At 68.0% G+C, this 26,203-nt stretch carries 21 protein-coding genes and 1 pseudogene; 12 read left to right on the top strand and 10 right to left on the bottom strand.

Going from position 1 to position 26,203, the window contains the following annotated elements:
- Positions 1 to 105 precede the first annotated feature (105 nt).
- From AC1MGR_RS17105 to AC1MGR_RS17090, 4 genes are all read left to right on the top strand, one after another.
- On the top strand, positions 106 to 2,649 hold the full coding sequence (locus AC1MGR_RS17105; RefSeq protein WP_480232340.1) for an HWE histidine kinase domain-containing protein: 2,544 nt from the start codon (positions 106 to 108) through the stop codon (positions 2,647 to 2,649).
- A gap of 192 nt (positions 2,650 to 2,841) precedes the next feature.
- Positions 2,842 to 3,195, top strand: a complete 354-nt coding sequence (locus tag AC1MGR_RS17100) for a hypothetical protein (protein ID WP_480232339.1) — start codon at positions 2,842 to 2,844, stop codon at positions 3,193 to 3,195.
- 69 nt (positions 3,196 to 3,264) lie between these two features.
- The gene (locus AC1MGR_RS17095) at positions 3,265 to 3,546 is read left to right on the top strand and encodes a hypothetical protein (RefSeq protein ID WP_480232338.1); all 282 of its coding nucleotides are present in this window, start codon (positions 3,265 to 3,267) and stop codon (positions 3,544 to 3,546) included.
- A gap of 686 nt (positions 3,547 to 4,232) precedes the next feature.
- Complete coding sequence (locus tag AC1MGR_RS17090; protein ID WP_480232337.1) at positions 4,233 to 4,418, top strand: hypothetical protein; 186 nt, start codon at positions 4,233 to 4,235, stop codon at positions 4,416 to 4,418.
- 443 nt (positions 4,419 to 4,861) lie between these two features.
- Here AC1MGR_RS17090 and AC1MGR_RS17085 read toward each other — a convergent pair whose 3' ends face one another.
- Positions 4,862 to 6,541, bottom strand: a complete 1,680-nt coding sequence (locus AC1MGR_RS17085) for a methyl-accepting chemotaxis protein (protein WP_480232336.1) — start codon at positions 6,539 to 6,541, stop codon at positions 4,862 to 4,864.
- 661 nt (positions 6,542 to 7,202) lie between these two features.
- Between AC1MGR_RS17085 and AC1MGR_RS17080 the strand changes: the two genes are divergently transcribed.
- The 3 genes from AC1MGR_RS17080 (at position 7,203) to AC1MGR_RS17070 (ending at position 8,885) form a co-directional block, all read left to right on the top strand.
- Entirely contained in the window at positions 7,203 to 7,556 is a 354-nt protein-coding gene (locus AC1MGR_RS17080; protein WP_480232335.1) for a hypothetical protein, read from the top strand.
- Between the two features lie 617 nt (positions 7,557 to 8,173).
- Entirely contained in the window at positions 8,174 to 8,416 is a 243-nt protein-coding gene (locus tag AC1MGR_RS17075) for a hypothetical protein (protein WP_480232334.1), read from the top strand.
- 253 nt (positions 8,417 to 8,669) lie between these two features.
- Complete coding sequence (locus AC1MGR_RS17070; RefSeq protein ID WP_480232333.1) at positions 8,670 to 8,885, top strand: hypothetical protein; 216 nt, start codon at positions 8,670 to 8,672, stop codon at positions 8,883 to 8,885.
- 191 nt (positions 8,886 to 9,076) lie between these two features.
- Here AC1MGR_RS17070 and AC1MGR_RS17065 read toward each other — a convergent pair whose 3' ends face one another.
- The 3 genes from AC1MGR_RS17065 to AC1MGR_RS17055 all read right to left on the bottom strand — a co-directional run bounded on the left by AC1MGR_RS17065 (position 9,077) and on the right by AC1MGR_RS17055 (position 14,314).
- On the bottom strand, positions 9,077 to 11,146 hold the full coding sequence (locus tag AC1MGR_RS17065) for a GAF domain-containing protein (protein WP_480232332.1): 2,070 nt from the start codon (positions 11,144 to 11,146) through the stop codon (positions 9,077 to 9,079).
- Positions 11,143 to 12,153, bottom strand: coding sequence for a sensor histidine kinase (locus AC1MGR_RS17060; RefSeq protein ID WP_480232331.1), 1,011 nt, complete (start codon positions 12,151 to 12,153; stop codon positions 11,143 to 11,145). The genes AC1MGR_RS17065 and AC1MGR_RS17060 overlap by 4 nt, the downstream gene beginning before the upstream one ends.
- Positions 12,154 to 12,682: 529 nt before the next feature.
- The gene (locus AC1MGR_RS17055; RefSeq protein WP_480232330.1) at positions 12,683 to 14,314 is read right to left on the bottom strand and encodes a putative bifunctional diguanylate cyclase/phosphodiesterase; all 1,632 of its coding nucleotides are present in this window, start codon (positions 14,312 to 14,314) and stop codon (positions 12,683 to 12,685) included.
- On the opposite strand from AC1MGR_RS17055, the gene AC1MGR_RS17050 reads away from it, so the two are divergent.
- On the top strand, positions 14,273 to 14,965 hold the full coding sequence (locus AC1MGR_RS17050) for a hypothetical protein (protein WP_480232329.1): 693 nt from the start codon (positions 14,273 to 14,275) through the stop codon (positions 14,963 to 14,965). The genes AC1MGR_RS17055 and AC1MGR_RS17050 overlap by 42 nt on opposite strands.
- Before the next feature lie 234 nt (positions 14,966 to 15,199).
- On the opposite strand, the gene AC1MGR_RS17045 is transcribed toward AC1MGR_RS17050, so the two are convergent.
- On the bottom strand, positions 15,200 to 16,987 hold the full coding sequence (locus tag AC1MGR_RS17045) for a recombinase family protein (protein WP_480232328.1): 1,788 nt from the start codon (positions 16,985 to 16,987) through the stop codon (positions 15,200 to 15,202).
- A 64-nt stretch (positions 16,988 to 17,051) separates the two neighbouring features.
- Between AC1MGR_RS17045 and AC1MGR_RS17040 the strand changes: the two are divergent.
- Positions 17,052 to 18,470: pseudogene (locus AC1MGR_RS17040) on the top strand (ComEC/Rec2 family competence protein); the annotation flags it as partial.
- On the opposite strand, the gene lexA reads toward AC1MGR_RS17040, so the two are convergent.
- Both lexA and AC1MGR_RS17030 read right to left on the bottom strand, forming a co-directional pair.
- The gene (gene lexA, locus AC1MGR_RS17035; protein WP_108037387.1) at positions 18,464 to 19,216 is read right to left on the bottom strand and encodes a transcriptional repressor LexA; all 753 of its coding nucleotides are present in this window, start codon (positions 19,214 to 19,216) and stop codon (positions 18,464 to 18,466) included. The pseudogene AC1MGR_RS17040 and the gene lexA overlap by 7 nt on opposite strands.
- Before the next feature lie 189 nt (positions 19,217 to 19,405).
- Positions 19,406 to 20,203 (bottom strand): DUF937 domain-containing protein, encoded by a 798-nt coding sequence (locus AC1MGR_RS17030; RefSeq protein WP_480232327.1) that lies wholly within the window; start codon positions 20,201 to 20,203, stop codon positions 19,406 to 19,408.
- A 142-nt stretch (positions 20,204 to 20,345) separates the two neighbouring features.
- Between AC1MGR_RS17030 and sfsA the strand changes: the two genes are divergently transcribed.
- Positions 20,346 to 21,053, top strand: coding sequence for a DNA/RNA nuclease SfsA (gene sfsA, locus AC1MGR_RS17025; protein ID WP_480232326.1), 708 nt, complete (start codon positions 20,346 to 20,348; stop codon positions 21,051 to 21,053).
- A 31-nt stretch (positions 21,054 to 21,084) separates the two neighbouring features.
- Here the strand turns inward: sfsA and AC1MGR_RS17020 are convergent, their stop codons facing one another.
- Positions 21,085 to 21,915 carry an FkbM family methyltransferase gene (locus AC1MGR_RS17020; protein ID WP_108037382.1) on the bottom strand — a complete coding sequence of 277 codons (831 nt, stop codon included), beginning with the start codon at positions 21,913 to 21,915 and terminating at the stop codon, positions 21,085 to 21,087.
- Between the two features lie 345 nt (positions 21,916 to 22,260).
- Between AC1MGR_RS17020 and AC1MGR_RS17015 the strand changes: the two genes are divergently transcribed.
- Complete coding sequence (locus AC1MGR_RS17015; protein ID WP_480232325.1) at positions 22,261 to 23,538, top strand: outer membrane beta-barrel protein; 1,278 nt, start codon at positions 22,261 to 22,263, stop codon at positions 23,536 to 23,538.
- A gap of 151 nt (positions 23,539 to 23,689) precedes the next feature.
- On the top strand, positions 23,690 to 24,454 hold the full coding sequence (locus tag AC1MGR_RS17010) for an alpha/beta fold hydrolase (RefSeq protein WP_480234824.1): 765 nt from the start codon (positions 23,690 to 23,692) through the stop codon (positions 24,452 to 24,454).
- A gap of 17 nt (positions 24,455 to 24,471) precedes the next feature.
- Here AC1MGR_RS17010 and AC1MGR_RS17005 read toward each other — a convergent pair whose 3' ends face one another.
- Entirely contained in the window at positions 24,472 to 25,233 is a 762-nt protein-coding gene (locus AC1MGR_RS17005) for an ABC transporter permease (protein ID WP_480232324.1), read from the bottom strand.
- Positions 25,230 to 26,156, bottom strand: coding sequence for an ABC transporter ATP-binding protein (locus AC1MGR_RS17000; protein ID WP_108037374.1), 927 nt, complete (start codon positions 26,154 to 26,156; stop codon positions 25,230 to 25,232). Before AC1MGR_RS17000 ends, AC1MGR_RS17005 begins: the two co-directional genes overlap by 4 nt.
- Between the last annotated feature and the right edge of the window lie 47 nt (positions 26,157 to 26,203).

The raw sequence follows: 26,203 nt of genomic DNA, 5'->3' as shown, positions 1-26,203 counted from the left end.
TCCGCATTTTCTCTACATTGACCGCCATGGGTTTGCCGTGAATGCCTTGGAAGAGAATTCAAGGCGGACCGAAAGGCGGTCCGCGTGCCCCAAGCTTCCCGAGACATGACCCAGACGATTGACGGCCAGCCCCCCGCATCCGTCGACCTGAGCTCGTGCGACCGCGAGCCGATCCACATCCTCGGGGCCGTCCAAGGCTTCGGCTTCCTGCTGGCCGTGTCCCCGGACTGGATCGTGGCGCGGGCGAGCGCGAATGCATCGGGATGGCTGGGGCGTCCCGTCGAGGCGATGCTCGGCCTGCCGCTGGACGAGCTCATCGACGGCGAGGCCATCCACGTCCTGCGGGGACACCTTCAGACCCTGCGCGGCCCCGATGCCGTCGACCGGGTGTTCGGGGTCCGGTTGCTGCTGGACCAGCCCCTGTTCGACGTCGCCCTACACCTTTCGGGCCGCTCCATCGTCATCGAGGCCGAACCCAGCGCGCCGGAGCACCTCAGTGCCGGCAACCTTGTGCGCAGCATGGTCACCCGTCTCCAACAGACGGCCGGGTTCGAGCCGCTCTGCCGCGAGGCCGCCCGGCAGATGCGGGCGCTGACCGGCTTCGACCGGGTCATGGTCTATCGCTTCGCGCAGGACGGATCGGGTGAGGTCGTCGCGGAGGCGGTGCGCTCCGGCCTCGACCGCTACGTCGGCCTGCACTATCCGGCCTCCGACATCCCGAAGCAGGCCCGCGCCCTCTACGAACGCAACTGGCTGCGCATCATCGCCGATGTCGACGCACCCGGCGCCGCGGTGGTGCCGGCGCGCGACCCCGACGGCGAACCGCTCGACCTCTCCCTCTCGACCCTGCGCACGGTCTCGCCGATCCACCTCGAATACCTGCGCAACATGGGCGTGGCCGCCTCGCTTTCGATCTCCATCCTGCGCAACGGGCGTCTCTGGGGCCTATTTGCCTGCCACCACATGGAGCCGCGCCACATCTCCCTGGAGCGCCGGACCGGCGCGGAGCTGTTCGGGCAGATGTTCTCCTGGATCCTGGAGAGCCGCGAGCGCGAGGTCGAGGCCGCCCAGGAGGGCCGCTCGCGCGAGATCCACACCCGCCTGATGAGCGCGCTCGCCTCGGGCGGGACCAGCCTTGAGGAGCTCTCCGGCTTCCTCGACGAGCTCTCCGGCATCGTGCCCTGCGACGGCATCGGGCTCTGGGTCAACGGCGAGGTCACGCTCCAGGGCGCGACGCCGACGGCGGAGGAGTTCGCCGGCCTCGTACGCTTCCTCAACCGGACCGCGGCGAGCCGACCCTATGCCATCGACGAGATCGGGCGGGTGCACGAGCCTGGACGGGACTTCACCGAACGCGCCGCCGGAATGCTCGCCATCCCGGTCTCCCGTACCCCGCGCGACTTCCTCGTGTTCTTCCGCTCCGAGGTCTCGCGTACGGTGACCTGGGCGGGCAATCCCGAGAAGCCCGCGATCCCGGGCCCGAACGGCGTGCGCCTGACCCCGCGCAAGAGCTTCGAGGCTTGGCGCGAGGTCGTGCACGGGCGATCCCTTCCCTGGGCCGAGGTCGAGTTACGGACTGCCGAAGCACTCCGGGTCACCCTGCTTGAGGTCATCCTGCGGCTCACGGATTCGGCCGAGAAGGAGCGCAAGGGCGCCCAGGAGCGGCAGGAACTCCTTATCGCCGAGCTCAATCACCGCGTCCGCAACATCCTCAACCTGATCCGGGGCGTGGTCACGCAGAGCCGCTCCAGCGAGCTCAGCGGCGAGGAGTTCGCGGCCCTGGTCGGCAGCCGCATCCAGGCCCTTGCCCGGGCGCACGACCAGATCACCACCTCGAACTGGGGGCCCGGCTCCCTGCGCAATCTCATCCTCCTGGAGGCTGGCGCCTATCTTGGTGAGAAGGCTGACCGGCTGGTGCTGGAGGGGGGCGACGTCCTCCTGGAGCCGCAGGCGTTCTCGACGATGGCGCTCGTCGTGCACGAGATGATGACGAACTCAGCCAAGTACGGCGCTCTCTGCGACCGGCACGGCCGGGTCGACATCCGCTGGGAGCGCGACGCGCTCGACTACCTCGTCCTGCACTGGCGTGAGAGCGGAGGACCGACGGTGCGCGCACCGAAGCGGCGTGGCTTCGGTACCACCATCATTGAGCGGTCGATCCCGTACGAGCTCCAGGGCGAGGCCGAGATTCGCTACGAGCTCACCGGCGTCGAGGCGCGGTTCTCGCTGCCACCGGTGTACCTTCGGGCCGCCTCGCCTGTCTCCGCGTCCCCCGTCAAGCGCGAGCAGCCGGTTGTCCCTCTCCAGCTGACCGGCACGGTCCTGGTGGTCGAGGACAACATGATCATCGCTCTGGAAGCCGAGGAGGTGCTGACCGCGCTCGGCGCCGAGACCGTCGACATGGCGGCATCGACCCGGGACGCCCTGCGCCTGATCGAGGCATCGCCGCCCGACCGGGCCCTCCTCGACGTCAACCTCGGTTCCGAGACCAGCATCCCCGTCGCGCGTCGGCTGGCCGAACTCGGCATCCCCTACGCCTTCGCGACGGGCTATGGCGAAAGCTTCAGGATCCCGGCTGACCTCGGAACCGTGCCTGTAGTCAAGAAGCCCTACGACGCCGATGCCCTGCGGCGAGCTTTCGCGGTCTGAGGGCACTTAAGTCTGACGGTTCGTCGCGTCGCCCAATGCAGGGCAGCCCCGCGCCTCATATTGCGATGCAACACAAAGCGCTGGCGAGCCGTTGAGTGGACGCTACCCTCGCATCGCCGCGTGAGGGACGGCATCCGGTTACCCGTTCGTGGAACGAGACTGGGATGCTGCCACCTCCCGGGAAGTCTCAAGATGCGCCCAGCCCACATTCTCGCGACCCTTGCCATCGCCGTCCTGCCGCTTCCGGCGCTCGCCTCTTCCTGCGCCGAGCAGATCGGCACCATCGAACGGCGCCTGGACAGCGCCGGTGCCATCCAGGTCACCGGCCTGCAGGAAGGCCACACGCTCCGCGTCGGTTCGCCCCGAGGCATCCAAGTGGCTCGCATCGACGAGCCGAGCGACCCCGGGATGGTCTCGACGGCCGCTCGCGTGGCGGAGGCCCGAACCCTCATTCTCCGTGCAGGCGGTGAGGACCGCAGCGGCGACAAGCATGCCTGCGAGAACACCATGAGCGAGGCCAAGGGCATGATCGGTGCATTGCCGTAGTCCCGGCAGGACGGGGTCGGTTCGGCATCCGCCGGATCGACATGGCTGTGACCTGGGAGCGCCTTGCCGATGCTCGGACCCGCTGAATTCGAGGACATGCGGCTGGATTTCCTCGCTGCCGAGCAGGCGCGCCTGTACGACGTCGCCTTCGCCAGCCTGAACCGCTACTGGACCAGCCGCGGCGCGACGTCCATTGGGAGCGTCACGCGCATCTGCGAACTCGTCTATGAACGGGCCGCCGAGCGCCATCCTTCGGACTGGAAAGCCATCGTCTCGGAAGCGACCGCCGAGGCCGGCTTTCAGGTGCGGTGGCATGGCGACGAGGTGGTGTCCCTTGAGGCCAGTCCCTGAGCGTACGATCCGTGGGTCGGTACGTCGGTCCACCGGCTTGCGGCCTCGACGGACGCGGAGCATGATCGCCGACGAAAGGGGCGGGCCCATGTGCGCGCACCGCAGTCATCCGCGGAAGGCAACGATGCCCGCCATCTCGGGCGTGGGAACGGCCTTGCCGTGGGGAGGCTGCCCGAATCCCCCTGCGAACGACGACATGCCCATGCCGGGGCGGCGACCGGCATACGTCGGTCATACGTTGGCCCTCAACGTCGTGGGACGTCTCCTGCTCGGCGCCGGGGGCATCGCCCTCATTTCCGTCGGTACGAGCCTGACCGGGTGCGGCCGGTAGACGGCATCCAGGCGGGGACATGGGTTGGGGCCAAGGGGCCGTCCGCGGTGGCGCTCGTCGCATGAGGAGGCCGGCGGGCAGCCTGCGCCTGTGGGACCTATGCGCCGCGCTCCCGCCGGGGCGAGGCAAGGGTCCCGCCGGCGTCGAGCCTGTTGCAGGATGCTTCTGGCATTACGGTCCGGCCGGGATCGACCCTTCGCGCCCCGGGCTTCCCGTTTCGCGCCCATCGCCACCACGATGGCAAGGACGAACGTGCGGACCTTGGCCGAATGGCTGCGGCGAGCCAGATGGACCGCGTGCGCGTCCATGGCCCTCGCGACCGGCTTACCATCACGGTCACACGGAAGGCCAAACCATGGAGGATCCCGTCCTCGCCGCACTCTGCGCTTCCCGGCACTTGAGCCCGGACGACCTCGCCTTCCTTCGCCGTCACGGCAGGGCCTTCGCGGCCCGTGCCCTTCCGAGCGGCATCGGGATGAGGGAGCCGGGGACGTGCTTCGCGGTCGCCCGCGAGCTCGCCCAGGCCGGTTGGGGCGTCTAGACCCGAGGTTTCGCGCTTAGGCCCCGCAGCACGGAACCGCTGGTTCATGCCTGGGTCTCGAATGGGGATGTCGCCCTCGACGCCTCCTGGACGCAAGCCACAGCGTGCTCGTACTGGGGACTATCAGGCATGCGGAACGAGGAAGAGATGAAGAGGATGTCGAAGCCTTTCCTGCGGCGCGACCTCGGCTTCGGGCTTCGCCCCTAGGAAGGTGCCGTCGATGATGGTCATGGCCTCGCGGGGATCCTATCTGCCGGTGCGTCGGGAACCGCGCCGGGCGTGCCCGGGACCGCCACGCGGGCTACGTCGAACAAGGACGCGACGTCGCCCGTCGTCGATGGTCCTCGCGCCCGCTCCGGCTCCGGCAAGGAAGCCGCATCGGCCAACCCTGTCGGATCTTCGAGGTCGGATGGGAACTGGCGTCGTCGGAACGCCGATCCGCCTCAGGCCGCACGCACGGTTGCCAGGAACCGCGCCATCTCGGACGAGAGTTGCTCTGCGTGCCTTGCCACCTCGCCCGACGAGCTCAGCACCTGGGTAGCCGCCGCCCCGGTCTCGCCGGAAGCCGTAGCGACCGAGGTGATGCCTGAGGTCACCTCGCCGGCGCCCTGGGCGGCCTGAGCCACGTTGCGCACGATCTCCTGCGTCGCCGCGCCCTGCTGCTCGACCGCTGTCGAGATGGACCCCGTCGAGGCGTCGATCTCGCGGATGCGCCCCGCGATCTGGGCGATGGCGTCCACCGCCTGGCCCGTCACGGCCTGCATTGCCGCGATTTGGCGCCCGATCTCCTCCGTCGCCTTCGAGGTCTGCGAGGCCAGCTCCTTCACCTCGGAAGCCACGACGGCGAAACCCTTGCCCGCCTCGCCGGCGCGCGCCGCCTCGATGGTGGCGTTGAGCGCCAGGAGATTGGTCTGGCTGGCGATGCCCGAGATCATCCCGACCACGTCCCCGATCCGGGACGCGCCCTGGCTGAGCTCCCGCACCAGTCCGGCCGTCTGATCGGCCTGACCGACGGCCTGGGCCGCGAGCGTCACCGAGCCCTCCACCTGACGGGCGATCTCGGAAACCGAGGCTCCGAGTTCCTCGGCCGCGGCCGCGACGGTGGAAACGTTGGCAGAGGTCTGCTCGGCTGCGGCGGCGACGCTGGTGGACTGGGCCGCCCCTTCCGTGGCGCTGCCCGTCAGGGTGTGGGCGGTGGCGTGCAGCTCGGTGGCGGCCGCCGAGAGCATGCCGGCGATGGAGCCGACGGCCGCCTCGAAGCCGGCCGCCATCTCGTTCAGGCCGGCCTTGCGCCGTGCCTCGGCCTCGATGCGGCCACGCTCGACCTCGGCCTCCAGCGCGCGTCCCCGCAGGAGGTTCTCCTTGAACACCTGCACCGCCCTGGCCATCGCGCCGAGCTCGTCCCGGCGCTCGCGTCCAAGCACCTCGACCGAGGCGTCGCCGGAGGCCAGCCGGTCCATGGTGGCGGTCATACGGTCGAGGGGCCGCACGACACGCAATACGCTGACGAGCACGGCGATGGAGCCGACGAGGAGAAGGACGCCGAGGTTGACGATGCCCACCAAACGGGCGCGAGCCCCGACGATGGCGGCTTCCTCGCTCGCGGCGGCGACCTGCCGCTGGTTGAGCGCGATACCTTCCTCCAGCACCGCCAAGGCGGTATCGTAGGTCTTGCGGCCCTCGCTGCGGAAATGGCGCATGGCTTCGTCATGCCCGGAGCCATCGCCCAATCGCACCACCTCGGCCCATGTCGCCTCGCTCGCCGCCCAGGCGGTACGGAACCGGTCGAGGAGGGCTCTCTCCTCGCTGCTCGTGGCGCGTGCCTCGTACGCCGCGAGCAGCCCCCCCAGATGGTCCGCCTCCTTCCGGAGCAGGCCGGCCGAGGTGGCGCGGATCTCCGGGGTTTCGCTTGTCATGTAGCGGTAGTGCCGGATGCGGTGGGTGGCCACTGAGGTCTCGACGTTGCCGAGGATAACGGCCGCCGGCATGCGCATCCCGGTGACCTCGGCGATCTCGGCGTTCAAAGTGCCGATGGAGTGCAGCGACCACCCGATGGCCCCCGTCGCCACCACGCATAGGGTCAGCACGAGACCGACGAGTGTGATCTTCAGGTTGAGCTTCACGATATTCGTCCCTACGGTTTCCATAGGGCAAAAATACACCGAAGAAGTTTCGGCGCGCCTAGCCCGATGAACGGGAAACTTCGGTAACACGGGAATTGCAAGATACGTTTCACGCCACGTCAAGATGAATATCTCGTTCGCCTGATGCGATTGATCGATTACCTCTCAGTTAGTCAGGCGGCTAAGGCGCGGAGATCGGCGCCGATGCGACGGCACTCCGCCCTCGACATGGATACAGGCGTATGCGGTGTTGAAGCCGGCAAACCGTCTACATGCAATTTCGCGCAATGTATTCAATGGCATAAATTGCATCACGGAGCGCGAAGAATCTCACAATAACTACCGTTATGAAGTCTTTCGTAGCTGGACAAGCGCGGGCGTATTGGTTCTAGTCGCACCGCAACCCACGAACCCCGCCCTGGATTCGGATGCGCCCGACGACGGGCTTCGTGCCGTCCGGCGGACGTCGGCGATGCGTACGAACAACCTCGATCCAACCCCTTCAATGGAGTGACCGTCAGCACGTCAGGTTTCCCCGTCACCTCGGTTCATCCCCGCCGGTCCTCGGCGCGGGCATCACACAGGGGGACGTCGAGGCCGCTTCGGCTCGTCCGTACCCCGACCCCAAGCCAAACGCTCAGTTCCCCCATGGAGAATGACGATGGCACAGAGCATCATCCTATCGCTCGTCGACACGGACCAGAGAGCCGTTGAGGAGAAGGGGCGCGAGGTCGGCGTCGACATCCTGCAGCAGTATCGGCACCTCGCCACGAGGCTACGCCAGCAAGCCTGGTATGAATTCGCAGGGATCGGGTCCGCATCCGACCCGACCGAGCGCGCGTCCCGGCGCTGCGCCTTCCAACTCTACACGACGGCCGCTTCCGAGCTCGACGGGATCATCGCGGACCTGCGCGGCGAACCCGACCATCCGGGGATCGGGGGACCACCCCCAGCGACCCTTCGGATCGCCTACGACGTGCGCGCGGATGCGCTTCGGACCGGGGGGGCGACATGAGCGACGCCTTCCTGCAGACGGTCGCCGACTGGCAACGCTCCGGCCATCGGGGCCTGCGCATCCCACACTGTCCAAGCTGCCGGGTCTCGACCTGGGCCACCTGGGAAGAACTCGACGCGGGCGCTTCGGAAAGCGTCGTGACGGTGGCGCGACGTCTCACGTGCACGATGTGCGGACAGACCCCGGCCGGACTGGCGGTCGTAGTCTGCAGTGGCCCTTTGCAGTAGCACTGCGGAGCTTCGATGAAGCCGTCGCGCCCATGCCGGGCCCAACCTTCGAAGCGTTCGCCCGCCCTTGGGACTGGCGACCACGCGCGGCGGGCCCCGCATCCCTGCCTCGATCCAAGGCGACGCGAGCGCATCGAGCTGATCGCACGCATCCTCGTGGCCTACGTGGCGGAGGACCCGTTCGGGTCACGCCCCCTGCCACCCCTGCTGGACCGTGTGAGGAACGCGCTCGGCGCATTCGAAGCCATAGGCAAGCCGGATCACGGACTGCGGGGTCGTCGCCCGGGCGCGGCCGTGGGCCGTTCCGGAGGGCCTTGACCGTACGGAAAGCCGTCAGGAAGCAATCGACGTTCCCAGGCAAGAAGGGTTCCGACAGGATATGAATTCGCCATGTCCCATGACCCAACCGATCTCCTGACGGTCCGAGCCGAGGCCGTCGGCATCGCCCCCGCGCCATGGGCCTGGGCGATCTATCGTGGACCACCCCGTCTGCTGATCCTTCGGTCGCGTCCGGAATACCACGCGCGCGCGGACGCGGTGCAGGCGGGCCTGAAGGCGGCCGGCGAGGTCGGCCGAAAGCTCCGCGCGCCCGTCATCGTCGAGGACGCCCTCCCGCATGGCGAGGCATCATGAGCCCCATCCTGTCCGTGTTCCGGAGGATGCGCACCCATTGCTCGGCTCGCATCGGCCGCGTCACTTGGTTAGGCTCGGCGCGCCTTGGGATGCCCGGGGTCGCGGAGAACGCCGATGCCAAGTTGAGGTCCGACCGCGGCATCGGCCCCGGGAAGAGTTGCGGTCGCTTGATCTGGCTCAACGAACGTTCGAACCCTTACGTCATGGACCGCCTTGCGGCCTTCCGGCTGCAAGACGTCTTTCGGAGGCCGCCATGAGGCAGACTTTCTCGTTAGACAATCCGACACGGGTCGCCCGGCGCCACAACCTGCGGCGCAGGGTTGCGCTGCGACCGGTACCCTTCCCGGTGCCTTCCGGACTGGCCAAGCCCGATGCCGGTCCCACGCAGGCCAAGGACATGGCGTGGCTGGCGCCCTTGGACGAGGAGGAAACGAGGGCGCTGCGCGCGGCCTGGTCCTTCGTCGAGTAAGGCCCTGCCCGAGACACGTTCGGGAGCCCGCGATGGCGAACGGCACGATACCACCGGACCTCGGACCGTCCCCGGTTCGCGCCCTACGAACGGGAAGGGGCACGGGACCGACGTCGAGCGGCGCGCGAGATTGCCCCGGCCACCGGTGTGCCGGTGTCGGAACCCACGACCCGTAAGACCCATCCCCAGCCTCAGTCCTCGACCTCGAAGGCCGCCACGGAGGCCTCGACCGAGAAGACGAGGCCCGTCGCGGCATAGGAGACCTCGGCGACGGCTCCGACCCGACCGGGAAGCCCACGCTCGATCAACCGGCTCCCGAACCCCTTTCGCGATGGGGGTGAGACGGGTGGGCCGCCGCTCTCGCGCCAAGTCAGGCGCAGCCTCGCCGCGTCGCCCTCGCCGTGCACCTGCCATGACAGGCTGACCCGGCCGGTGTCGTTCGAGAGTGCGCCGTACTTGACGGCGTTCGTGGCCAATTCGTGCAGCATCAGGGAGAACGGCAGAGCGACCTTGGCGCCGATCCGCACCTCCGGTCCCGAGACGTCGAAGCGCGATGCCGCCTCGGCGTGCAGGTCGAGGGCGCGCGTCGCCATGTCGAGGATCGAGCTGCCGCCCATGCGCCCGTCGAGCAGCAGGTCCTGGGATCGCCCCAAGGCCGCCAGGCGCCCGGCCAGAACCTCCGTCGCGGCGGACAGGTCGTTGGCCGAGCGCATGGTCTGGGTGGCGATGGCCTGGACCACCGTCAGCAGGTTCTTGAATCGGTGGCTGACCTCCTGCGTGCGCAGCCGCTGCTGCTCCTCGGCGGCGATGCGTTCCAAGGCGAGGCGGGCCCGTTCCGCCGCGGCCTTGGCGAAGGACAGCTCCTCGTCAGTCCAGGCACGCGGTTCCCCGTCGTGCAGGCAGAGGACGCCGACGAGGCGCCCGGCCGCCATCGCCGGAACGTTGACGAGCGCGCCGATGCCGTAGCGCCCGAGCGCCTCCAGGTTCGACGCCGTCCGCGGGTCCGTCCGTACGTCGGCGATGGCGACACACCGCCCGAGACGCAGGTCGTCGACGTAGCTTCCGTAATCCGTGTAGCGGTGCCGCCCGACCACGCTGGCCTGCCCGGGCCTAGCGTAATCGCGGTTGAAGGCGATGGTGCTCTCGGTAGCGTCGACGGTGCCGTAGGCTGCCCGGGTGAGCCGGAGCGCCCAGGCCGCCGCCTGCGCCACCTCCGCCGCGACCTCATCGGGCTCGTCGAGCTCCCTCAGGCGTTCGCCGAGGCTCGTCAGGGCGTCCTGCCGCCGCCCGGCCTCGTAGGCGTCCGTCTGGTCGCGCGACACGGCGAGGAGACGCTCCGGCCGGCCCTCGGCGTCCTTGATCGGGGACACCACGACCTCCCAGTATTTGGGAACGCCCTTGCGCGTATCGGCCCAGCCCTCGAACCGGCCGACGCCACCCGTGCGCGCCTTCGCGACCGCCGTCCGTGCCTGGGCGGCGTACGGCCCGGTCCAGAACCGATGCCAGGCGGTTCCGGCGACGGTCGAGAAATCGTCGATCCCCATGACGCGCTGGCCGGGCTCGTTCATAAAGGTGAGGCGGCCTTCGAGATCGAGCACCTTGATGCAATCCGGCGACGCCGACAGGATACTCTTCAAGAAGGCTTCGCTCGCTTGAAGCCGGGACGACGTCTCTTGCTGCGTACCCAGGGCACGTCGTGCCTCCATCAGGCTGCGCCGCGCCTGCATCAGGGCCATGACCTGGTCGCCGAGGGATCTCAGGACCTGGGCCTGTCTCCCGCTCAGACCGCCCTCGCGGGGGCTACGGTCGATCACGCATAGCGTACCGAGACCGTGCCCCGATGCGTCCCGCAAGGGGGCGCCGGCGTAGAAGCGCATCGCCGCCGGACCCGTCACGGACAGGTTCGCCCGGGTGCGGGGATCCTCGCTCAAGTCGGGAATGACGAGGAGGGCCGTCTCGGTCAGGGCATGCGCGCAGATCGCGTGGTCCAGCGGCGTCTCGGCATGCTCGACCCCGACGCGGGCCTTGAACCACTGCCGGTCCGCGGCGACGAGGGTGATCATGCCGACCGGCGCCCCGCAGAGCTCGGTCGCCAGCCGGACGATGGCGTCGAAGGCTTCCTCCTGCGCGGTGTCGAGGATGCCGTAGCTCGCCAGGGTCGCCAAGCGGTCCGGATCGGCGATGCCGTCAGGGAGGAGGGAACCTCCATCGGTGCCGGTCGCCCCATCGGGACGGTGGTCGGTTCCGACGTCCCTTGTCATGGGCCGAACGCGGACGACCGCAGCGCTTCCAAGGGAAGGTCGAGATGGCAGCGCAACCCCTTGGGCCGGAAGGTCAGGGCGACGCTGCCACCGAGCTGCCGTCCGAGGGCATCTTCCAGGTAGCGGCGCCCGAACCCCTTCCGGGTCGGGGTGGCGATGGGCCGCTCCAGGCGCTCCAGCCAGTCGAGACGCAGGCACGGGCCGCGCCCGTCGCCGCTGTCGGCCGTCTCCCAGGTCACCGCCAGGCGGCCATCCGGTCCGGACAAGGCACCCGCGGCCACGGCGTTGAGGGTGAGTTCGTTGAAGGCCAGGCCGAGGGACACGGTCGCTTCCGGACCAAGCTGGACCGAGGGGCCACCCATCCGGATGCGCGCGACATCCGCGAGCGGCGCGAGACTGCGCGCCAGCACATCCGCGAGCTCGACCGATGCCCACCGGCCCATCTCCAGCAGGTCATGGGCCCGCGACAGGGCGTTGATCCGCGCCTCGAAGGCGCGCCGGAACGCGGCCGGCTCGGGCGAGTTGCGCAGCGTATGGCTGGCAATCGACTGGACGGTCATCAGGGTGTTCTTTACCCGGTGGTTCAGCTCGTCCTGCAGACGGCGCCGGTGCCGCTCGGCCGCGCGGCGCTCGGAGATGTCGCGCGCGATCTTGGAGGCCCCGACCACCCGTCCGTCTCCGTTACGGATCGGTGAGACGCGCAGCAGGATGTCGATGACGGAGCCGTTCTTGTGCAGGCGCTGGGTCTCGTAGGCCTCCACCCGCTCGCCGTGCCGGATGCGGTCGAGGATCAGCGACGCCTCGCCCAAGCGATTTTCCGGTACCAGCATGGCGACCGGCTGGCCCATGGTCTCCAGGCCGGAATACCCGAACAGGCGCTCGGCAGCCGCGTTCCAGGTCGTGATGCGACCGTCGAGGGACTTCGAGATGATGGCGTCGTCGGAGGACTCGACGATGGCGGCCAGCCAATGCTCGGCGGTACCCAAGTCCGAAGCATCCAGGGGCATCGGTGCCGGCTTCCTGCGTCCCGGGAACGGTAGCCACCCGCCTTCGGGACCGAAGGTCGGTTTCATCGCGAAGCATCGCCCGGGCGCCGACACCAACGGTTCGTCGAGGCGGCGAGGATCCGGAAGGCAGCGTTGCGTTCCCACGACGAAGCCCATCTCGGGCGAGCGTCTCCCATTCAAAGCCCGACCCGACTACGAGGCGTGGACGGGGGCGTCGAAAGGGTTCGGCCCGTCAAATTCGGAGTTCGTTACCCAAGCTCGACATTAGACTGCGTTCGGCCCAACGCAATGGGCTAACGCGCAAAAACTTTCAATCCAAAGCTAAAATGGCATGAAAACTGTCTTTCAGACCACCCCTTGTACCGCAGCGCCGATTTGACAGATTTCATGACATCGGCTTCCAAAACTCGCCGTCGTTTCGATGACCTCACGGCGACCCGGTCACATCGGCCTGCATTCATCGACCGGAGCCTCCCTCGTCCTGGGCGCGGGTCGACCGGCGGCACGGGTCCCGAGACCGCCCGGGGACCTAGACAAGGGCGAACTCGGTGCGCATCCTCGCCTGGTTCCGGGATGCACTCATGGCCGGGGCGGCGTCTTCGATGCGGTCGATGAGGGCCAGGATCTCCGAGGCGGGCCGCGCCGGGCTGTAGAGGAAGCCCTGCGCGATGTCGCAGCGCTTGGCCCTCAGGACGTCGAGCTGCGCCTGGGTCTCCACGCCCTCGACCGTCACGTTCATCGAGAGGGCCCGGGCCATGCGGGCGATGGCGTCGACGACCGCCACCTTCTCGGGCCGTCCCTGCAGGTCGCGCACGAAGGAGCGGTCGACCTTCACCTTGTCGAAGGGGAATTCCGTGAGGTAGCTCAGGCTGGAATAGCCCGTGCCGAAATCGTCGAGGGCGATGCGCACGCCGGTGGCGCGCAGCCGTTTCAGGTTCTCTAGGACCTCCTCGCCGTGGTCGAGCAGCACGGACTCCGTGATCTCGATCTCAAGCCGTTCGGGGGCCAGCCCCGTCTCCCGCAGGATGGCGGCGACCTCCTCGTGGAAGCTCGGCATGCGCACGTGGATGGAGGAGATGTTCACCGCGACACCGAGGTCCGGCCAACGGCGCGCGTCCGTGCAGGCGCGGCGCAGGGCCCAGCGGCCGATCTCGACGATGAAGCCCGTGGCCTCGGCGATGGGGATGATCTCGCCCGGCGAGACCCAGCCGTGCCCGGGCTTGTCCCAGCGCAGGAGCGCCTCGAAGCCGGTGACGCGACCGCTGCGCATGTCGACCAGCGGCTGGTAGTGCAGCTCCATCTGGTCGGCAGCCAATGCATCGCGCATGTCCGTGTCGAGCTCGCGCTGACGCTGGACGCGCTCCTCCAGGGACGGGTCGAAGCGCTGCCAACGGCCCTTGCCTCCGGCCTTGGCGCCGTAGAGAGCGAGATCGGCGCGTGCGAGGAGGGTCTCCGGGTCCATGGCGTCGTCCGGCACCGAGGCGATGCCGATGCTGACCCCGATCTCCAGGCGTGCCTCGTCGATGAGGAAGGGCCGTCGGATCTCGGCCACGATGGCCGTGGCCAGTGTAGCCGTCTCCTCCTTGCCGAGGCCGCGCGCGACCACGGCGAACTCGTCGCCGCCGAGGCGGAACGCGGCGGCATCCGGTCCGCACAGGCCCGTCAGGCGCCGGGCGACCTCGCCGAGGAGGCGGTCGCCGACGACGTGTCCACGCCGGTCGTTCACGGCCTTGAAGCCGTCGAGATCGAGGTAGAGCAGCACGCCCCGGCCTGCGTCCGGTGCCGCCGTGCCGCAGAGGGCCTGAAGCGCCTCCTGGAAGGCGGAGCGGTTCGGCAGGCCCGTCAGGTTGTCGTGACCCGCGAGGAAGGCGATGCGCTCCTGCGCCTCGCGGCTGGCCGTCTCGTCCGATCCGACGCCGCGATACCCGACGAAGGTCCCGTGGCCGTCGAAGACCGGCCGTCCGTTGAGGGTGAGCCAGCGCCGGCCGGCCGGCGTCCGGAGCCGAATCGTGCGGTCGCGGAAGGGCATGCGGCTGCCGATGGCCTCCAAGACGGCATCGACGCCGGTGCCGCCCTTGGTCTCATCGGCGAACTCGCCGAGCAGGCCCTGGAGGGTCCGATGGCGAAGGGCGGCCGGATCAAGGCCGAGCAGGTTGGCCAAGGTCTCGCCGGACTGCCGCAGACGCCCGACGTTGTCGGTCTCCCAGTCATCGCCGCGCTGCAGTCGAACGTCGATTATCGGGGGAAGGCCGACGCGCGCGATTTTTTCGACGTCCTGCTTTTGGACGTCACCCGGTTCGTGGTCTCCCGTTACAACTACAGCACGGCGACCTTTCCTGGGGTCGGCTACCTCTTCAACAGGGACAAGGCCAAACCGCCGCTGGAGGCCGAACTCCAGCACGACTTCGTCAATTACCTGATGGGCTCCCGCCTCGCGGAAATCTGCCGGCCCGAGGCTCGGGATCTCGGTGGAGGTCGCGTCGACGTCTTGTTCTCGTTCAGGTGGATCAAGACGACGTCCGAATTGAAGCGCTCCTTCCCGAAACTCGCCTCGTCCGACCTCGTCGACAGGTACGGGCCGCAAGCGATCTCATACCAAGGCACGAACGTCGCGCTCTCCATGCTGATGGTGCTCGACTTGTACGACCGCGCCGGAGCCCAGCCCGACATACGCGACCAGATCGACGTCCATCACCGGACCGTGGCGGATAGCTCCGTCGAGACTGCGGTGGTCCTCTTCCGCATCCAGGGGAAACGGCACACGCCCTCGGACATTCCCGCGGCGGCCTTGACCTTGCCGCCGGTCCTTTAGCCTGTGCCGGCGCAACTGCGGGTGCCCCATCGCGCGGTCCGCGTAGCGACCATTCGCGCCTTTGGTCCGCCCCCCCGGACACGGAAACCGGTGCGCCGACAGCATCGATGTCGTCGGGATCGGCTGGCGGCCATATCCTCGCCGTCGCGGTGTCCACCAAGGTTCTGGCCTCCGACGGATACCATGGCCAGCCCAGGCCTGACGACCGACGTGGGCCCTGGCCTCGGTGAACGTTCAGTCCTCCGACCCGGCGTCGCGATACTCCTCGGGGCGCCTGAGCTTGCGGGCCTCGTCCTCCGCATCCGTCCAGATGCGGCGCCGGGCCATCTCCGGCCGGGTGGCGAACTGCCCACCATGCATGAGTGCCCTGGAGGAGGGGATCCAAAGATCGTCCTCCTCGTTCCACCAGAAGCCATCGCGAAAGAAGTTGAGTTCGTTGTCGATGGTGTGGACCGAGATGTCCCCCAGCGGGTAGCAGTCCATGTGGACAAAGGTGTCGCGGATCATCTGGCGCAACCGCGACCTGACCGCGTACACATCCTCGGCCGGGGCCCCCATCCTTCTCAGGTCATGGAGGATCCCGACAGCGGTCTCCCGTTCGTCGCGGTTCCCTGCCCCCTTGAGGGCCGTGATCCTGCCCGTGATGTCGGCGATCTCGACGTCCAGGGCCGCCCGTCCGGCCTTCAGTTCGGCGAAGGGCCCCTCGGCGAAATCCATGAAGTCGCTGAGACTGCGAACCATGGCCTCGCCGCGCGCCTTCAATTCCTCCCGCTTGGCGATCTTCCCGAGGAGTTCCTTCTCCTTCGAGGCAAGTTCGCTCTTGGCCCCTCCGGAGAGGTCGACCTTCACGATCCACGACAGGATGACCTCTTCCGTGTCGAGATACGGGAAGCGGTAGTCGTTCTTGCAGGCTCCGACGCGTTGGCTTGAGCAGCGAAGCACCGGCGTCGACCGGGGTCCCCGGTCACGATAAACCATCGGGTTCCGGCAAAGACCGCAGACCGCGACCCCTCCGAAGAGGTTCGAGCACACGACCCCGGTGCGTCCGCCCGAGTTCCTCCCCCGGCCCAGCCGTCGCTTGTCGGCGACGAGGCGAGCGCTGTTCCATAGCTCTTCGCTCACGACGCGCGGGAAGTAATCAGGGATGGGCGGACCTACCGCGACCCTTTTCGAGGTACGGACCCCGTCCACGTCCTTGATGTCGAGCTTGTGCGGCTGGAATTCGCCGATCAGCGCCCGGTTGTCGGTCACCTTCTGGATCGTGCCCCCGTGCCATTGGCGGCCGTGCCCCCAACACTCCGCGCCGTCCGCGTTCAGGACCGCGGCGATGCGGTCGCGACCGTAACCGTCGGCCAGCATGCGCAGGATCTCGCGCACGGTCTCGACACGATGCTCGATGGGTTCGAACTTGCCGTCGACGAGGCGGAGCCAGCCCGGGGCTCGGGCGGTCAGTTTCACCTGGGCGACCTTCTTGCGCTTTTCCTCCCAGGTCGCCTGGAGCCGCCTGGATTTGACCTTGGATTCCTCGTGCGCCCGCATCAGGGTCATCACGGAAAAGAGGAAATTGGCGCCCTGGGCCGGGTCGTCGCCGTCGGCGTCGTAACGCTTATTGTCCGTGAGCGAGACGACGATGATCCCTGCGTTGATGAGCCCAAGCAGCGCGTGCTGCGCGATGTTGACGTCGGCGCGGGAGAAGCGATCCAGGCTTTCGACGAGAAGGTAGCTGCCCCTCGCCACGCGTCCATCCTCGACCGCTCGCTGGAAGGCCGCGAGCTTGCCGCCCTTCTTCGGATTGATGTTGTCGCGGTGGAATGCGGAAACGCCGATGTCGTGCAACACCAAGGTGGTGTCGAGCGTGAGGTGCGGGTTCTCCGCGAGGTAATCCTCACGCATCTGCACCTGACGCCGGAAGCCGTCACGATACTTCTGCTGGTCCTCGGCGTTCGCCTGCCGCTTCGAGCTCAGCCGGATGTAGGAATAGGCAACGGCGGGGGCGGGGGCGCTTGCAGTCTTGGAAGCCATCGGATCGCCCAGGGTTTCGTACCTTCAGCCGTCGTAGCGCCTGTGCAAGCCAATCCGCAACCTCGTGGTCTCGATCTCGGGCCTTCACATGGTCCTGGCCGCCGGCGTGGTGTTCTGGCTCGTGCGGGCACTGCTGGCCATCGTCCCGTTCGCGGCTTTGAACTGGCCCATCAAGAAGATCGCCGCGGCCGTCGCCATGGTGGGCGTGACGGCCTACTGCGTCTTCTCCGGCTGGGACATCGCCGCCGAGCGATCGCTGATCATGACCCTGGTGATGCTCGGCGCGATCCTGGTCGACCGCCCAGCGCTCAGCATGCGCAACCTGGCGATCGCCGCCCTGATCGCCCTGGCCCGGGAGCCGGACGGTCTCCTCGGCCCGAGTTTCCAGATGTCGTTCGGAGCGGTCGCGGGCCTGATCGCCTGCGCGCCGCTCATCACCGGACGCGCGCTGCGACGCGACGGTGCCGGCCCGCTGCCCCGGATCTTCGCCCTCGCGATCACGGCGGTCCTCGGCACGCTGGCGACGACCCTCGTGGCCCAGATCGCCACCGCGCCCTTCGCCACCTACCATTTTCAGACGGTGCAGCCGTTCGGGCTCATCGGAAATGCGCTCACCTTGCCGCTGGTCTCCCTCGCGGTGATGCCGTCGGCGGTTCTGGGCATCCTGGCCTATCCGTTCGCCCTGGATCAGCCGGTCTGGTGGGCGATGGGCCTCGCCGTGCGGGGAATGCTGACCATTTCCACCTGGATCGCGGGTTTCGGAAACGCCGTCGTGGTGGTCCCGGCCTTCGGCACCGGTGCCCTCGGCTGTCTCGCGGCCGCGCTGATCGTCCTGACCCTCCCGGCCTCGTCGCTGCGCTGGCTCGGCCTCATTCCGGCAGCAATCGGCATCGCCTGTGCGGCCCTTCCGGATCGCTACGACGTCTACATCGATCGTGAGGGGACGGGCGCGGCCGTTCGCGAACGCAACGGGCGCCTCGCCACCCTCGGACGGCCGCCCCCCTTCGTGCTCGCACAATGGCTCAAGGCCGACGGAGACGACCGACGAGTGCAGGACGTCCTCGGGTTCGAGGGCTCGCGCTGTAATCGCCTGGGTTGTACCCTGACGACGCCCGACGGCCGCGTGCTCGCCCTGACCACCGACAAGCGTGCGCTCGGTGAGGACTGCGCCAGGGCCGCGATCCTGATCACCCGGCAATCCGCACCGGCAGGCTGTGCCGCCTCGATCATCGTCGACCGGGATTTCTTAGGGTCGCACGGCGCGACGTCGATCCGATTCACCCGCGATGGGCCGTCTCTCGCCACGGCGAAGCATTCCGGCGAAATCGTACCCTGGCGCGCGACACCGTTGCGGAAGCCGATGGAACCGTCGGGTACGCCGGTTCCGCCCTCGACACCGTCGACGGTGGCAGAGACCCTTGAGCGGGCCGGCGATCCGTCGGATCCATCCGGCGACGAACCGGACGGGGAACCCCTTCAGTAGCGGCGTACGAGGCTGACGAGGCGCCCCTGAATCTGTACCCGATCCGGGCCGAGGACCCGGGTCTCATAAGCCGGGTTGGCCGCTTCCAGGGCGATGGACGATCCACGCCGACGGAGACGCTTCAGGGTCGCTTCTTCGTCGTCGATGAGAGCCACGATGATGTCGCCCGTATTGGCCGTGTCCTGCTTACGGATCACCACCAGATCACCGTCGAGGATCCCGGCATCGACCATGGAATCCCCGCGAACCTCCAGGGCGTAGTGCTCGCCACCGGCCAGGAAATCCGGAGACATCGTCACCGAATGGCTCTGCTCCTGAATGGCCGAGATGGGCGTACCGGCCGCGATCCGCCCCATGACCGGGATCGTCACGGCCCGGCCGCTCTCGTCGGTGGCCTGCGTGGTCGGCAGGCGGGACACCGAGGCGCCGGCCGGCAGACCCTTGCCCTTGCCGCCTTCGACGACGCTCGGCGTGAACCGACGAACCTCGGGAACCGGGGCTGCGCGGGGGGCGCCCGCATGACCGCCCAGGCTCTCCGGCATCCGGATGACCTCGATGGCCCGCGCCCTGTTGGGCAGCCGGCGCAGAAAGCCGCGTTCCTCCAGAGCCGTGATCAGGCGGTGGATACCCGACTTCGACTTCAGGTCGAGGGCGTCCTTCATCTCGTCGAACGACGGGGGAACGCCGCTCTCGCGCATCCGGAGCTGGATGAACTGGAGCAGGTCCAGCTGCTTACGCGTCAACATGCGGGACACTCTTCGTTAGCGCCACGGAGCGCGGCGGATGGCACCAGAAACAAACCACGAACACGTTAAACGTTCCGTAAGTGTTCTGCAAGGGTTCCTGCTGGGAGCCTCGAAGAGGAAGGGTGCGATAGCCGAAAATTGCTTCGCTCGGGCCTGCCCCTGCCGACATCGCCGGAAGCGGGGCCCGGCCTAGTGCTGTCCTGTCCGGCCTGCCTTCGGCTGGTCTCCGGAGTCATTCCCGCCCGTCCCGGTGGAGTCGCGGGGCTTCTGCCAGAAGGTGTCGAACAAGCGCTGCATCGCGCGGGCATTCTCCTGCTGCACCTCCAGGCCCGTCTGAAACATCTGCTGCATCATGTCGAACGGCGCCTCCGCGGCTGACCTGTCCGGTGCAGCGGGCTCGGGCCGGGGCGGGGCCGCGAGCCGTGCCGGCGCGGGACGCGACCGCGTCTCGGGTGCGGCGGCCGGGGCACTGGCGCCGGATTTCAGGAACGCCTGCATCATCTCCGACCAGGCAGTGGCCGGGAAGCCGAACGGGTTCGCCTCGGCACGGGGGGCCGGCGCGGCGGCAGGCGCCTGGTTGATCATGACGTGGACGATCCCCGCCACCACCATGCCGGCCATGACCGGCAGCATCTGCTTCAAGGCCGGCATCGCAACGCCGCTGACGGCGGCGGCCTGCTGCAGAACCGCCTGACTCAGATGCGGCGAGCCGAAGAGTTGCTGGACCAGCATGTCCATCTGCGGCGTCGCGCTCGTCGCCTTCGGTGCGCTGGGGCCGACGAGATTGAAGAGATGGGCAAAGCCGGTCGGATCCTGAGCGACGTTCCGCTGCAGCCCCATGGTCAGGGCCGGGAGCAGGGCTTCCATCGCGCGCAGGCTCTGTTCCGGCGACAGGCCGAACTGCCGTCCGAATCCCTGCGCGTTGGCGCCCGCCTGCGCCTGGAGGATGTCGAACAGATTGAACATGGCGGCCTCGCGGACGAACAACGGCTTTCCCGGTCATCGACCCGGGCGCGCCCTGCGAATTCTGTCGCATCCGGTCAGCACTGACCAGCCCGGGCGCCTCATGACCGCCCGATTCCCCGCCGACGGGAGCCCGCATCAACCTGTTTCTTGCCCCGGACCCGCGATGCGCTTCCCTTCGCCCCTGCTCGAGGCGCGCCTGGTGCGTCGCTACAAGCGTTTCCTCGCCGACCTGCAACTCGCCGATGGGTCCCTGATCACGGCCCACTGTCCCAATCCGGGGGCGATGCTGGGACTGGCGGTGCCGGGCGCGCGGGTCCTCCTGGCCGACGTCCGGAGCCCGACGCGCAAGCTCCCCTTCTCGTGGGAACTGGTGGAGGCCGACCTGCCCGGCGGCCGGCAGTGGGTCGGGATCAACACGATGCGGCCGAACGCCCTGGTGGCGGAGGCCTTCGCCGCTGGCGGGCTGCCGTCCCTGGCCGGCTACACCGCCCTGCGCCCCGAAGTCCGCTACGCCCGGGCCAGCCGGGTCGACTTCCTCGCCACCGGGGAGGGGATGCCGCCCTGCCATGTCGAGGTGAAGAACTGCCACCTGATGCGCAGCCCGGGTCTCGCGGAATTTCCGGATTGCGTCGCCGCCCGCAGCGCCCGCCACATGACGGACCTCGCGGCCGTCGTCGCGGCCGGGGGACGCGCCATGGTCATCATCGTGGTGCAGATGTGGGCAGACCGCTTCGACGCCGCCCGGGACCTCGATCCCGCCTTCGACCGCGCCCTTCAGATCGCTCGGGCAGCCGGCGTGGCCGTTTACGCCCATCGCTGCCGCATCGAGCCGGGTGGAATCACCGTGGCCGACGCCATCCCGGTGCTTTAGGGGCGCGTCCGAGAAAGGCGGCGCGAGCCCGTCAGTCCGCCCGCTCGAAGATCAGGTTGAGGCGGGTCCGGGCGATCCGGCGATAGCCGTTCTGCTCGAGCAGGGCCGGCAGGTCGATCTGCCATTGATCGGTGCCGTTCTCGACGATGAGCAGCCGCGGATGGAGGCTTGCGGGTGCGGCCCGCAGGAAGGGTTCGAGGATCAAATCCTCGGCGCCCTCGACGTCGAGCTTCATCGCGTCGATGCGCGCGATGCCCTCTCCGAGCGCGAGATCCAGCAGGGGGACGGCAGGCACACGGATCTGCGCGCCCTCGTTCGTCCCGACGATCTTCAAACTCGATTCGCCGCGGTTGCGCGGGTCCACGAAGAGGGTGAGTTCTCCGGCCTTGTCGGCAATCGCGCAAGCCACAGCCTTGACCGTCCCGAACGGATTCTGACCGATGTTGTAGGTGAGGCGGTCGAACACGTCGGGCTGCGGCTCGACGGCCAGGATCCGGGCCCGGGGCCCGGCGAAGGCCGCCACGAACAGTGCGTAAGCGCCGATGTTCGCACCGATATCCAGGAACGTGCAGCCGGGCTGAAGCTTTGCCCGAAGGAGTTCGCGCTCCTCCGGGTCGAAGAACTGCGGCGTGAAGAGCACCTTCTTCTCGCAGTTGTTGTTGTAGGGGTAGAGCCGCATGCGCGCGCCGTAGCGCTCCACGTCCAAGGGCGCGCCGCGCAAGAGCCCGATCGCCACCCGACGCAGGAACAGGGCGAGGCGTCGCCCTGCCCAGCTCGCATACGAGATCCGTCCCGTCTGCTGAGCGATGCGCGCGACGAGGCCGGTGGGAGCGTAGGTGCCGTAGGGCTGCGTGTCTTTCATCGTGCGTGCTGATGCCAGCGCACGGGCGCGGCGGCAAGCGAAGGCGTCAAGAGATGGCGGCAGGGCGCTGGAAATCCGGCACTGAGTTGCGCGCCGCAGCGGGTTCAAGCGAAGGGAGGCGGTCGCAATCGAGACCGAGCCTGCGAAACGCCTGGGAAGCTGCCGGAAATCCTCGAGGCCGGATGTGGTGGTCAGACCTGTTCCATTGTGGCAACACCACGACTGAAACCAGTTTCGAGCAGCCTAAATTGCCTGAAAAATAGGCGTCTGCACAAAGGATAGCTTTGCCGTAACAGGGAACCTTTGAGAACGTCACGCCAACGCAAATTCTCCTGCAGAGTTCCCATGGCCATGCACCGCTCGCTCCTTGCCCTTTCCGCCGTCCTGCTGTCCTCGGTCTGCGCCTTCGCAGCCGACATGCCGGCGAAGGTGCTGGCGGTTCCCGCCCCGCCCGCGCCCTGCAAGGCCGAGATCACCTTCCCGGCCTATGGCGGCGTCATCAAGCAGAACCCGAACCCATCCTGCCTGACCCTCGGCGCCTTCGGCGACATCTATGTCGGCGGTGCGGTGAGCGGATACTTCTACACGCAGACGAACCAGCTTTCGGCCGCCTTCTCGCCCCCGGGCATTCCGCTCGACCGTGGTGCGCGCGCCGACTTCTCGAACCTCATGGGCTTCATCCAGAAGGCCGACGGTCCGTTCCAGTTCTATGCTGCCTTCGGCGCCTACACGATCCCGGGCCTCGGCGCACCGATCTTCAGCGCCTTCGATCAGACCGACCTGCTCTTCTCCCCGGTTCCGATCGTGTTCGGCAAGTACGTGATCAACGACAACTGGTCGGTCCAGGGCGGCCGCATGCCGACCCTGATCGGCTCGGAACTTCCCTTCACCTTCCAGAACCTGAACATCTCGCGCGGCCTCCTGTTCAACCAGGAGAACGTGATCAACCAGGGCGTTCAGGTGAACTACTCGGACGGTCCGTGGGCCGCCTCGTTCGCCGCGACCGACGGCTTCTACTCGGGTGAGATCAACTGGATCACGGGTGCGATCACCTACAAGATCGATGCCGCCAACACGGTCGGCATCAACGGCGGCACGCACTTCTCCAGCTACACCAACTTCGACGGCCTCACCTCGCGCGGCCTGCGCTACCAGTTCGCCACGCCCCAGACGCTGCAGAACAGTAGCATCATCAGCGCCAACTACACCTACGCCGATGGTCCCTGGATCGTGACGCCGTACGTCCAGTACACGAACGTCGAGAGCAATACCGTTCTCGGCCTCGCCGGTGCCGAGACCGTCGGCGGCGCGCTGCTCGCCAGCTACGCCTTCACCGACAACTTCGCCCTGGCCGGCCGCGTCGAGTACATCACCCAGAGCGGAACCCGCGGCAACTTCGCCGGTCAGTCGAGCGTCCTCTACGGTCCCGGCAGCTCGGCGTTCTCCTTCACGGTGACGCCGACCTTCACCTTCGACCGCTACTTCATCCGCGGCGAGTTCTCGACCGTTCAGCTCTACAACATCAGCACCATCGTCCCGGGTCTCGCCGGCACCGGCTTCGGCCGCACCGGCCTGAAGACCTCGCAGGAGCGCTACATGATCGAGACCGGCATCACCTTCTGATCCGATCCGACGGTCCGGTTCGACGAAACGCGGCGGCAGGGAAACCTGCCGCCGCTTTCATTTGCGGCCTCGCGTCACCGAAGGGCTTCCGTCCGCGCGCGCAGCGGTCCAAGGAGGCGGGACCATGCCCCGCCCGATAAGGCCCGAGCTTATGCAGCGCTTCGATTCCGACGGTATCACCCTCGCCTATATCGACGTCCCGGCCGTCGGCGGGTCGGGTGATCCCGTCCTGCTGATCCACGGCTTCGCGTCGAACCATGCGGTGAACTGGGTCAACACGCTGTGGGTCCGGACCCTGACCCAGGCGGGCTATCGCACAATCGCCTTCGACAACCGGGGGCACGGCGAGAGCCAGAAGCTCTACGACCCCGAGGCCTACGGCGCGGATCTGATGGCCCAGGATGCCCGCCGCCTGCTCGACCATCTCGCGATCCCCAGCGCCGATATCATGGGCTACTCGATGGGCGCACGCATCGCCGCGTTCCTCGCCCTCGATGCGCCGGAGCGCGTCCGTTCGCTGCTGCTCGGCGGCCTCGGCCTGCACCTCGTGGAGGGCAAAGGCCTGCCGGACGGGATCGCGGAGGCCCTGGAGGCGGAGCCCGGTGCCCCGGCCCCGAATCCGACGGCCGCCGCGTTCCGCACCTTCGCCGAGCAGACGAAGAGCGACCTGAGGGCCTTGGCCGCCTGCATGCGCGGATCGCGCCAGGCCCTGTCACGGGCCGAAGTCGCCGAGATCCGGGCACCGGCCCTGGTGACGACCGGCACCCTCGACACCGTCTCGGGCTCCGGTCCGGCGCTGGCGGCCCTGTTCCCGAACGGCACGGCCCTCGAACTGCCAAACCGCGACCACAGCACGGCCGTGGGCGACCGTGGCCACCGGACGGGTGTCCTCGATTTCCTGGCCAAGCGCCCCTGAATGGGCGACGCCGCGCCTCAGCTCTTCAGGCGGTAGCCGGTCCGGAAGATCCAGGTCACGCCGGCCAAGCACAGGATCAGGAAGACCAATGCCATCGTGAGGCTGATGCCGACACCGACATCCGAGGTGCCGAAGAAGGCCCAGCGGAAGCCGCTGATCAGGTAGACCACCGGGTTGGCGAGGCTCACGGCGCGCCAGAACGGCGGCAGCATCTCGATGGCGTAGAAGCTGCCGCCGAGGAAGGTCAGCGGCGTCACGATGAGGAGCGGCACAAGCTGCAGCTTCTCGAAGCCGTCGGCCCAGAGGCCGATCAGGAAGCCGAACAGGCTGAAGGTGACCGCCGTCAGGAGCAGGAACAGCGCCATCACGAAGGGATGCTCGATCCGCAGGGGTACGAACAGGGCGGCGGTAGCCAGGATGATGAGCCCGATGAGGATCGACTTCGACGCCGCCGCGCCGACATAGCCGAGTACGATCTCGAGGGGCGACACCGGAGCCGACAGGATCTCGTAGATCGTGCCGGCGAAGCGCGGGAAGTAGATGCCGAACGAGGCGTTGGCGATGCTCTGGGTCAGGAGCGAGAGCATCATCAGCCCGGGCACGATGAAGGCACCGTAGGCGACCCCGTCCACGGACGCGACCCGCGATCCGATGGCCGCCCCGAAGACCACGAAGTAGAGGGAGGTGGCGATGACCGGCGCCACGATGCTCTGCAGCGCCGTGCGCCAGAAGCGCGCCATCTCGAAACCGTAGATGGCGCGGACCGCGTACCAGTTCATGCGCGTTCCTTCACGAGGTCGACGAAGATCTCCTCCAGAGAGGACTGGCTGGTCTGGAGGTCGCGGAAGCGGATGCCGGCGGCGGCGAGGTCGGCCAGCAGCGCCGTGATGCCGGTGCGCTCGCCCTTGGTGTCGTAGGTGTAGACCAGATCCTGCCCGTCCGGCTTCAGCGTGAGATCGTGCCGCGCCAGGGCCGGGGGCAGGGCGGCGAGCGGCTCCTGCAGGTTCAGCGTCATCTGCTTCTTGCCGAGCTTGCGCATCAGCTCGGCCTTCTCCTCGACCAGAATGATCTCGCCCTTGCGGATCACGCCGATGCGGTCGGCCATCTCCTCGGCCTCGTCGATGTAGTGCGTGGTCAGGATGATGGTGACGCCGGTGTCGCGCAGCGAGCGTACGAGCCGCCACATGTCGCGGCGCAGTTCCACGTCGACGCCGGCGGTGGGTTCGTCGAGGAAGAGGATCCGCGGCTCGTGGCTGAGGGCCTTGGCGATGAGGACTCGCCGCTTCATCCCGCCCGACAGGGTCATGATCCGCGCGTCGCGCTTCTCCCACAGGGAGAGGTCGCGCAGGATACGCTCGATATGCGCCGGATCCGGCTTCAGGCCGTAGAGCCCGCGGCTGAAGCTCGTCGTCGCCCACACCGTCTCGAAGGCGTCGGTGGTGAGTTCCTGCGGTACGAGGCCGATCAGCCGACGGGCCCGGCGGTAGTCCCGGGCGATGTCGTGCCCGCCCGCGAGGATGCGGCCGGCGCTCGCCGTGACGATGCCGCAGACGATGCTGATCAGCGTGGTCTTGCCGGCTCCGTTCGGCCCGAGCAGCGCGAAGATCTCGCCCTCGGCGATATCGAGGTTGATTCCGTCGAGGGCCTTGAGGCCCGAGGCGTAGACCTTGGACAGGTTCTGGATCGAGATGATCGGCTGCATCGGGACTCCGCTGCGGCATGGTGCCGGCGCGATCGGGGCGGCCTTCT

Source organism: Methylobacterium sp. BI1 (assembly GCF_056680125.1).
Note: the sequence above shows the minus strand (reverse complement) of the source record. Positions and strands in the feature narration are given on the sequence as shown.

Bases quoted from the DNA above. Each gene is read 5' to 3' on its own strand.
- AC1MGR_RS17070 (WP_480232333.1), top strand. From the start codon at position 8,670: ATGAGGCAGACTTTCTCGTTAGACAATCCGACACGGGTCGCCCGGCGC.
- AC1MGR_RS17005 (WP_480232324.1), bottom strand. From the start codon at position 25,233: ATGAACTGGTACGCGGTCCGCGCCATCTACGGTTTCGAGATGGCGCGC.
- AC1MGR_RS17020 (WP_108037382.1), bottom strand. From the start codon at position 21,915: ATGAAAGACACGCAGCCCTACGGCACCTACGCTCCCACCGGCCTCGTC.
- AC1MGR_RS17095 (WP_480232338.1), top strand. From the start codon at position 3,265: ATGCTCGGACCCGCTGAATTCGAGGACATGCGGCTGGATTTCCTCGCT.
- AC1MGR_RS17100 (WP_480232339.1), top strand. From the start codon at position 2,842: ATGCGCCCAGCCCACATTCTCGCGACCCTTGCCATCGCCGTCCTGCCG.
- AC1MGR_RS17000 (WP_108037374.1), bottom strand. From the start codon at position 26,156: ATGCAGCCGATCATCTCGATCCAGAACCTGTCCAAGGTCTACGCCTCG.
- AC1MGR_RS17045 (WP_480232328.1), bottom strand. From the start codon at position 16,987: ATGGCTTCCAAGACTGCAAGCGCCCCCGCCCCCGCCGTTGCCTATTCC.
- AC1MGR_RS17105 (WP_480232340.1), top strand. From the start codon at position 106: ATGACCCAGACGATTGACGGCCAGCCCCCCGCATCCGTCGACCTGAGC.
- AC1MGR_RS17080 (WP_480232335.1), top strand. From the start codon at position 7,203: ATGGCACAGAGCATCATCCTATCGCTCGTCGACACGGACCAGAGAGCC.
- sfsA (WP_480232326.1), top strand. From the start codon at position 20,346: ATGCGCTTCCCTTCGCCCCTGCTCGAGGCGCGCCTGGTGCGTCGCTAC.
- AC1MGR_RS17075 (WP_480232334.1), top strand. From the start codon at position 8,174: ATGTCCCATGACCCAACCGATCTCCTGACGGTCCGAGCCGAGGCCGTC.
- AC1MGR_RS17060 (WP_480232331.1), bottom strand. From the start codon at position 12,153: ATGCCCCTGGATGCTTCGGACTTGGGTACCGCCGAGCATTGGCTGGCC.
- AC1MGR_RS17050 (WP_480232329.1), top strand. From the start codon at position 14,273: ATGGCGAAGGGCGGCCGGATCAAGGCCGAGCAGGTTGGCCAAGGTCTC.
- AC1MGR_RS17090 (WP_480232337.1), top strand. From the start codon at position 4,233: ATGGAGGATCCCGTCCTCGCCGCACTCTGCGCTTCCCGGCACTTGAGC.
- lexA (WP_108037387.1), bottom strand. From the start codon at position 19,216: ATGTTGACGCGTAAGCAGCTGGACCTGCTCCAGTTCATCCAGCTCCGG.
- AC1MGR_RS17015 (WP_480232325.1), top strand. From the start codon at position 22,261: ATGGCCATGCACCGCTCGCTCCTTGCCCTTTCCGCCGTCCTGCTGTCC.
- AC1MGR_RS17065 (WP_480232332.1), bottom strand. From the start codon at position 11,146: ATGACAAGGGACGTCGGAACCGACCACCGTCCCGATGGGGCGACCGGC.
- AC1MGR_RS17010 (WP_480234824.1), top strand. From the start codon at position 23,690: ATGCAGCGCTTCGATTCCGACGGTATCACCCTCGCCTATATCGACGTC.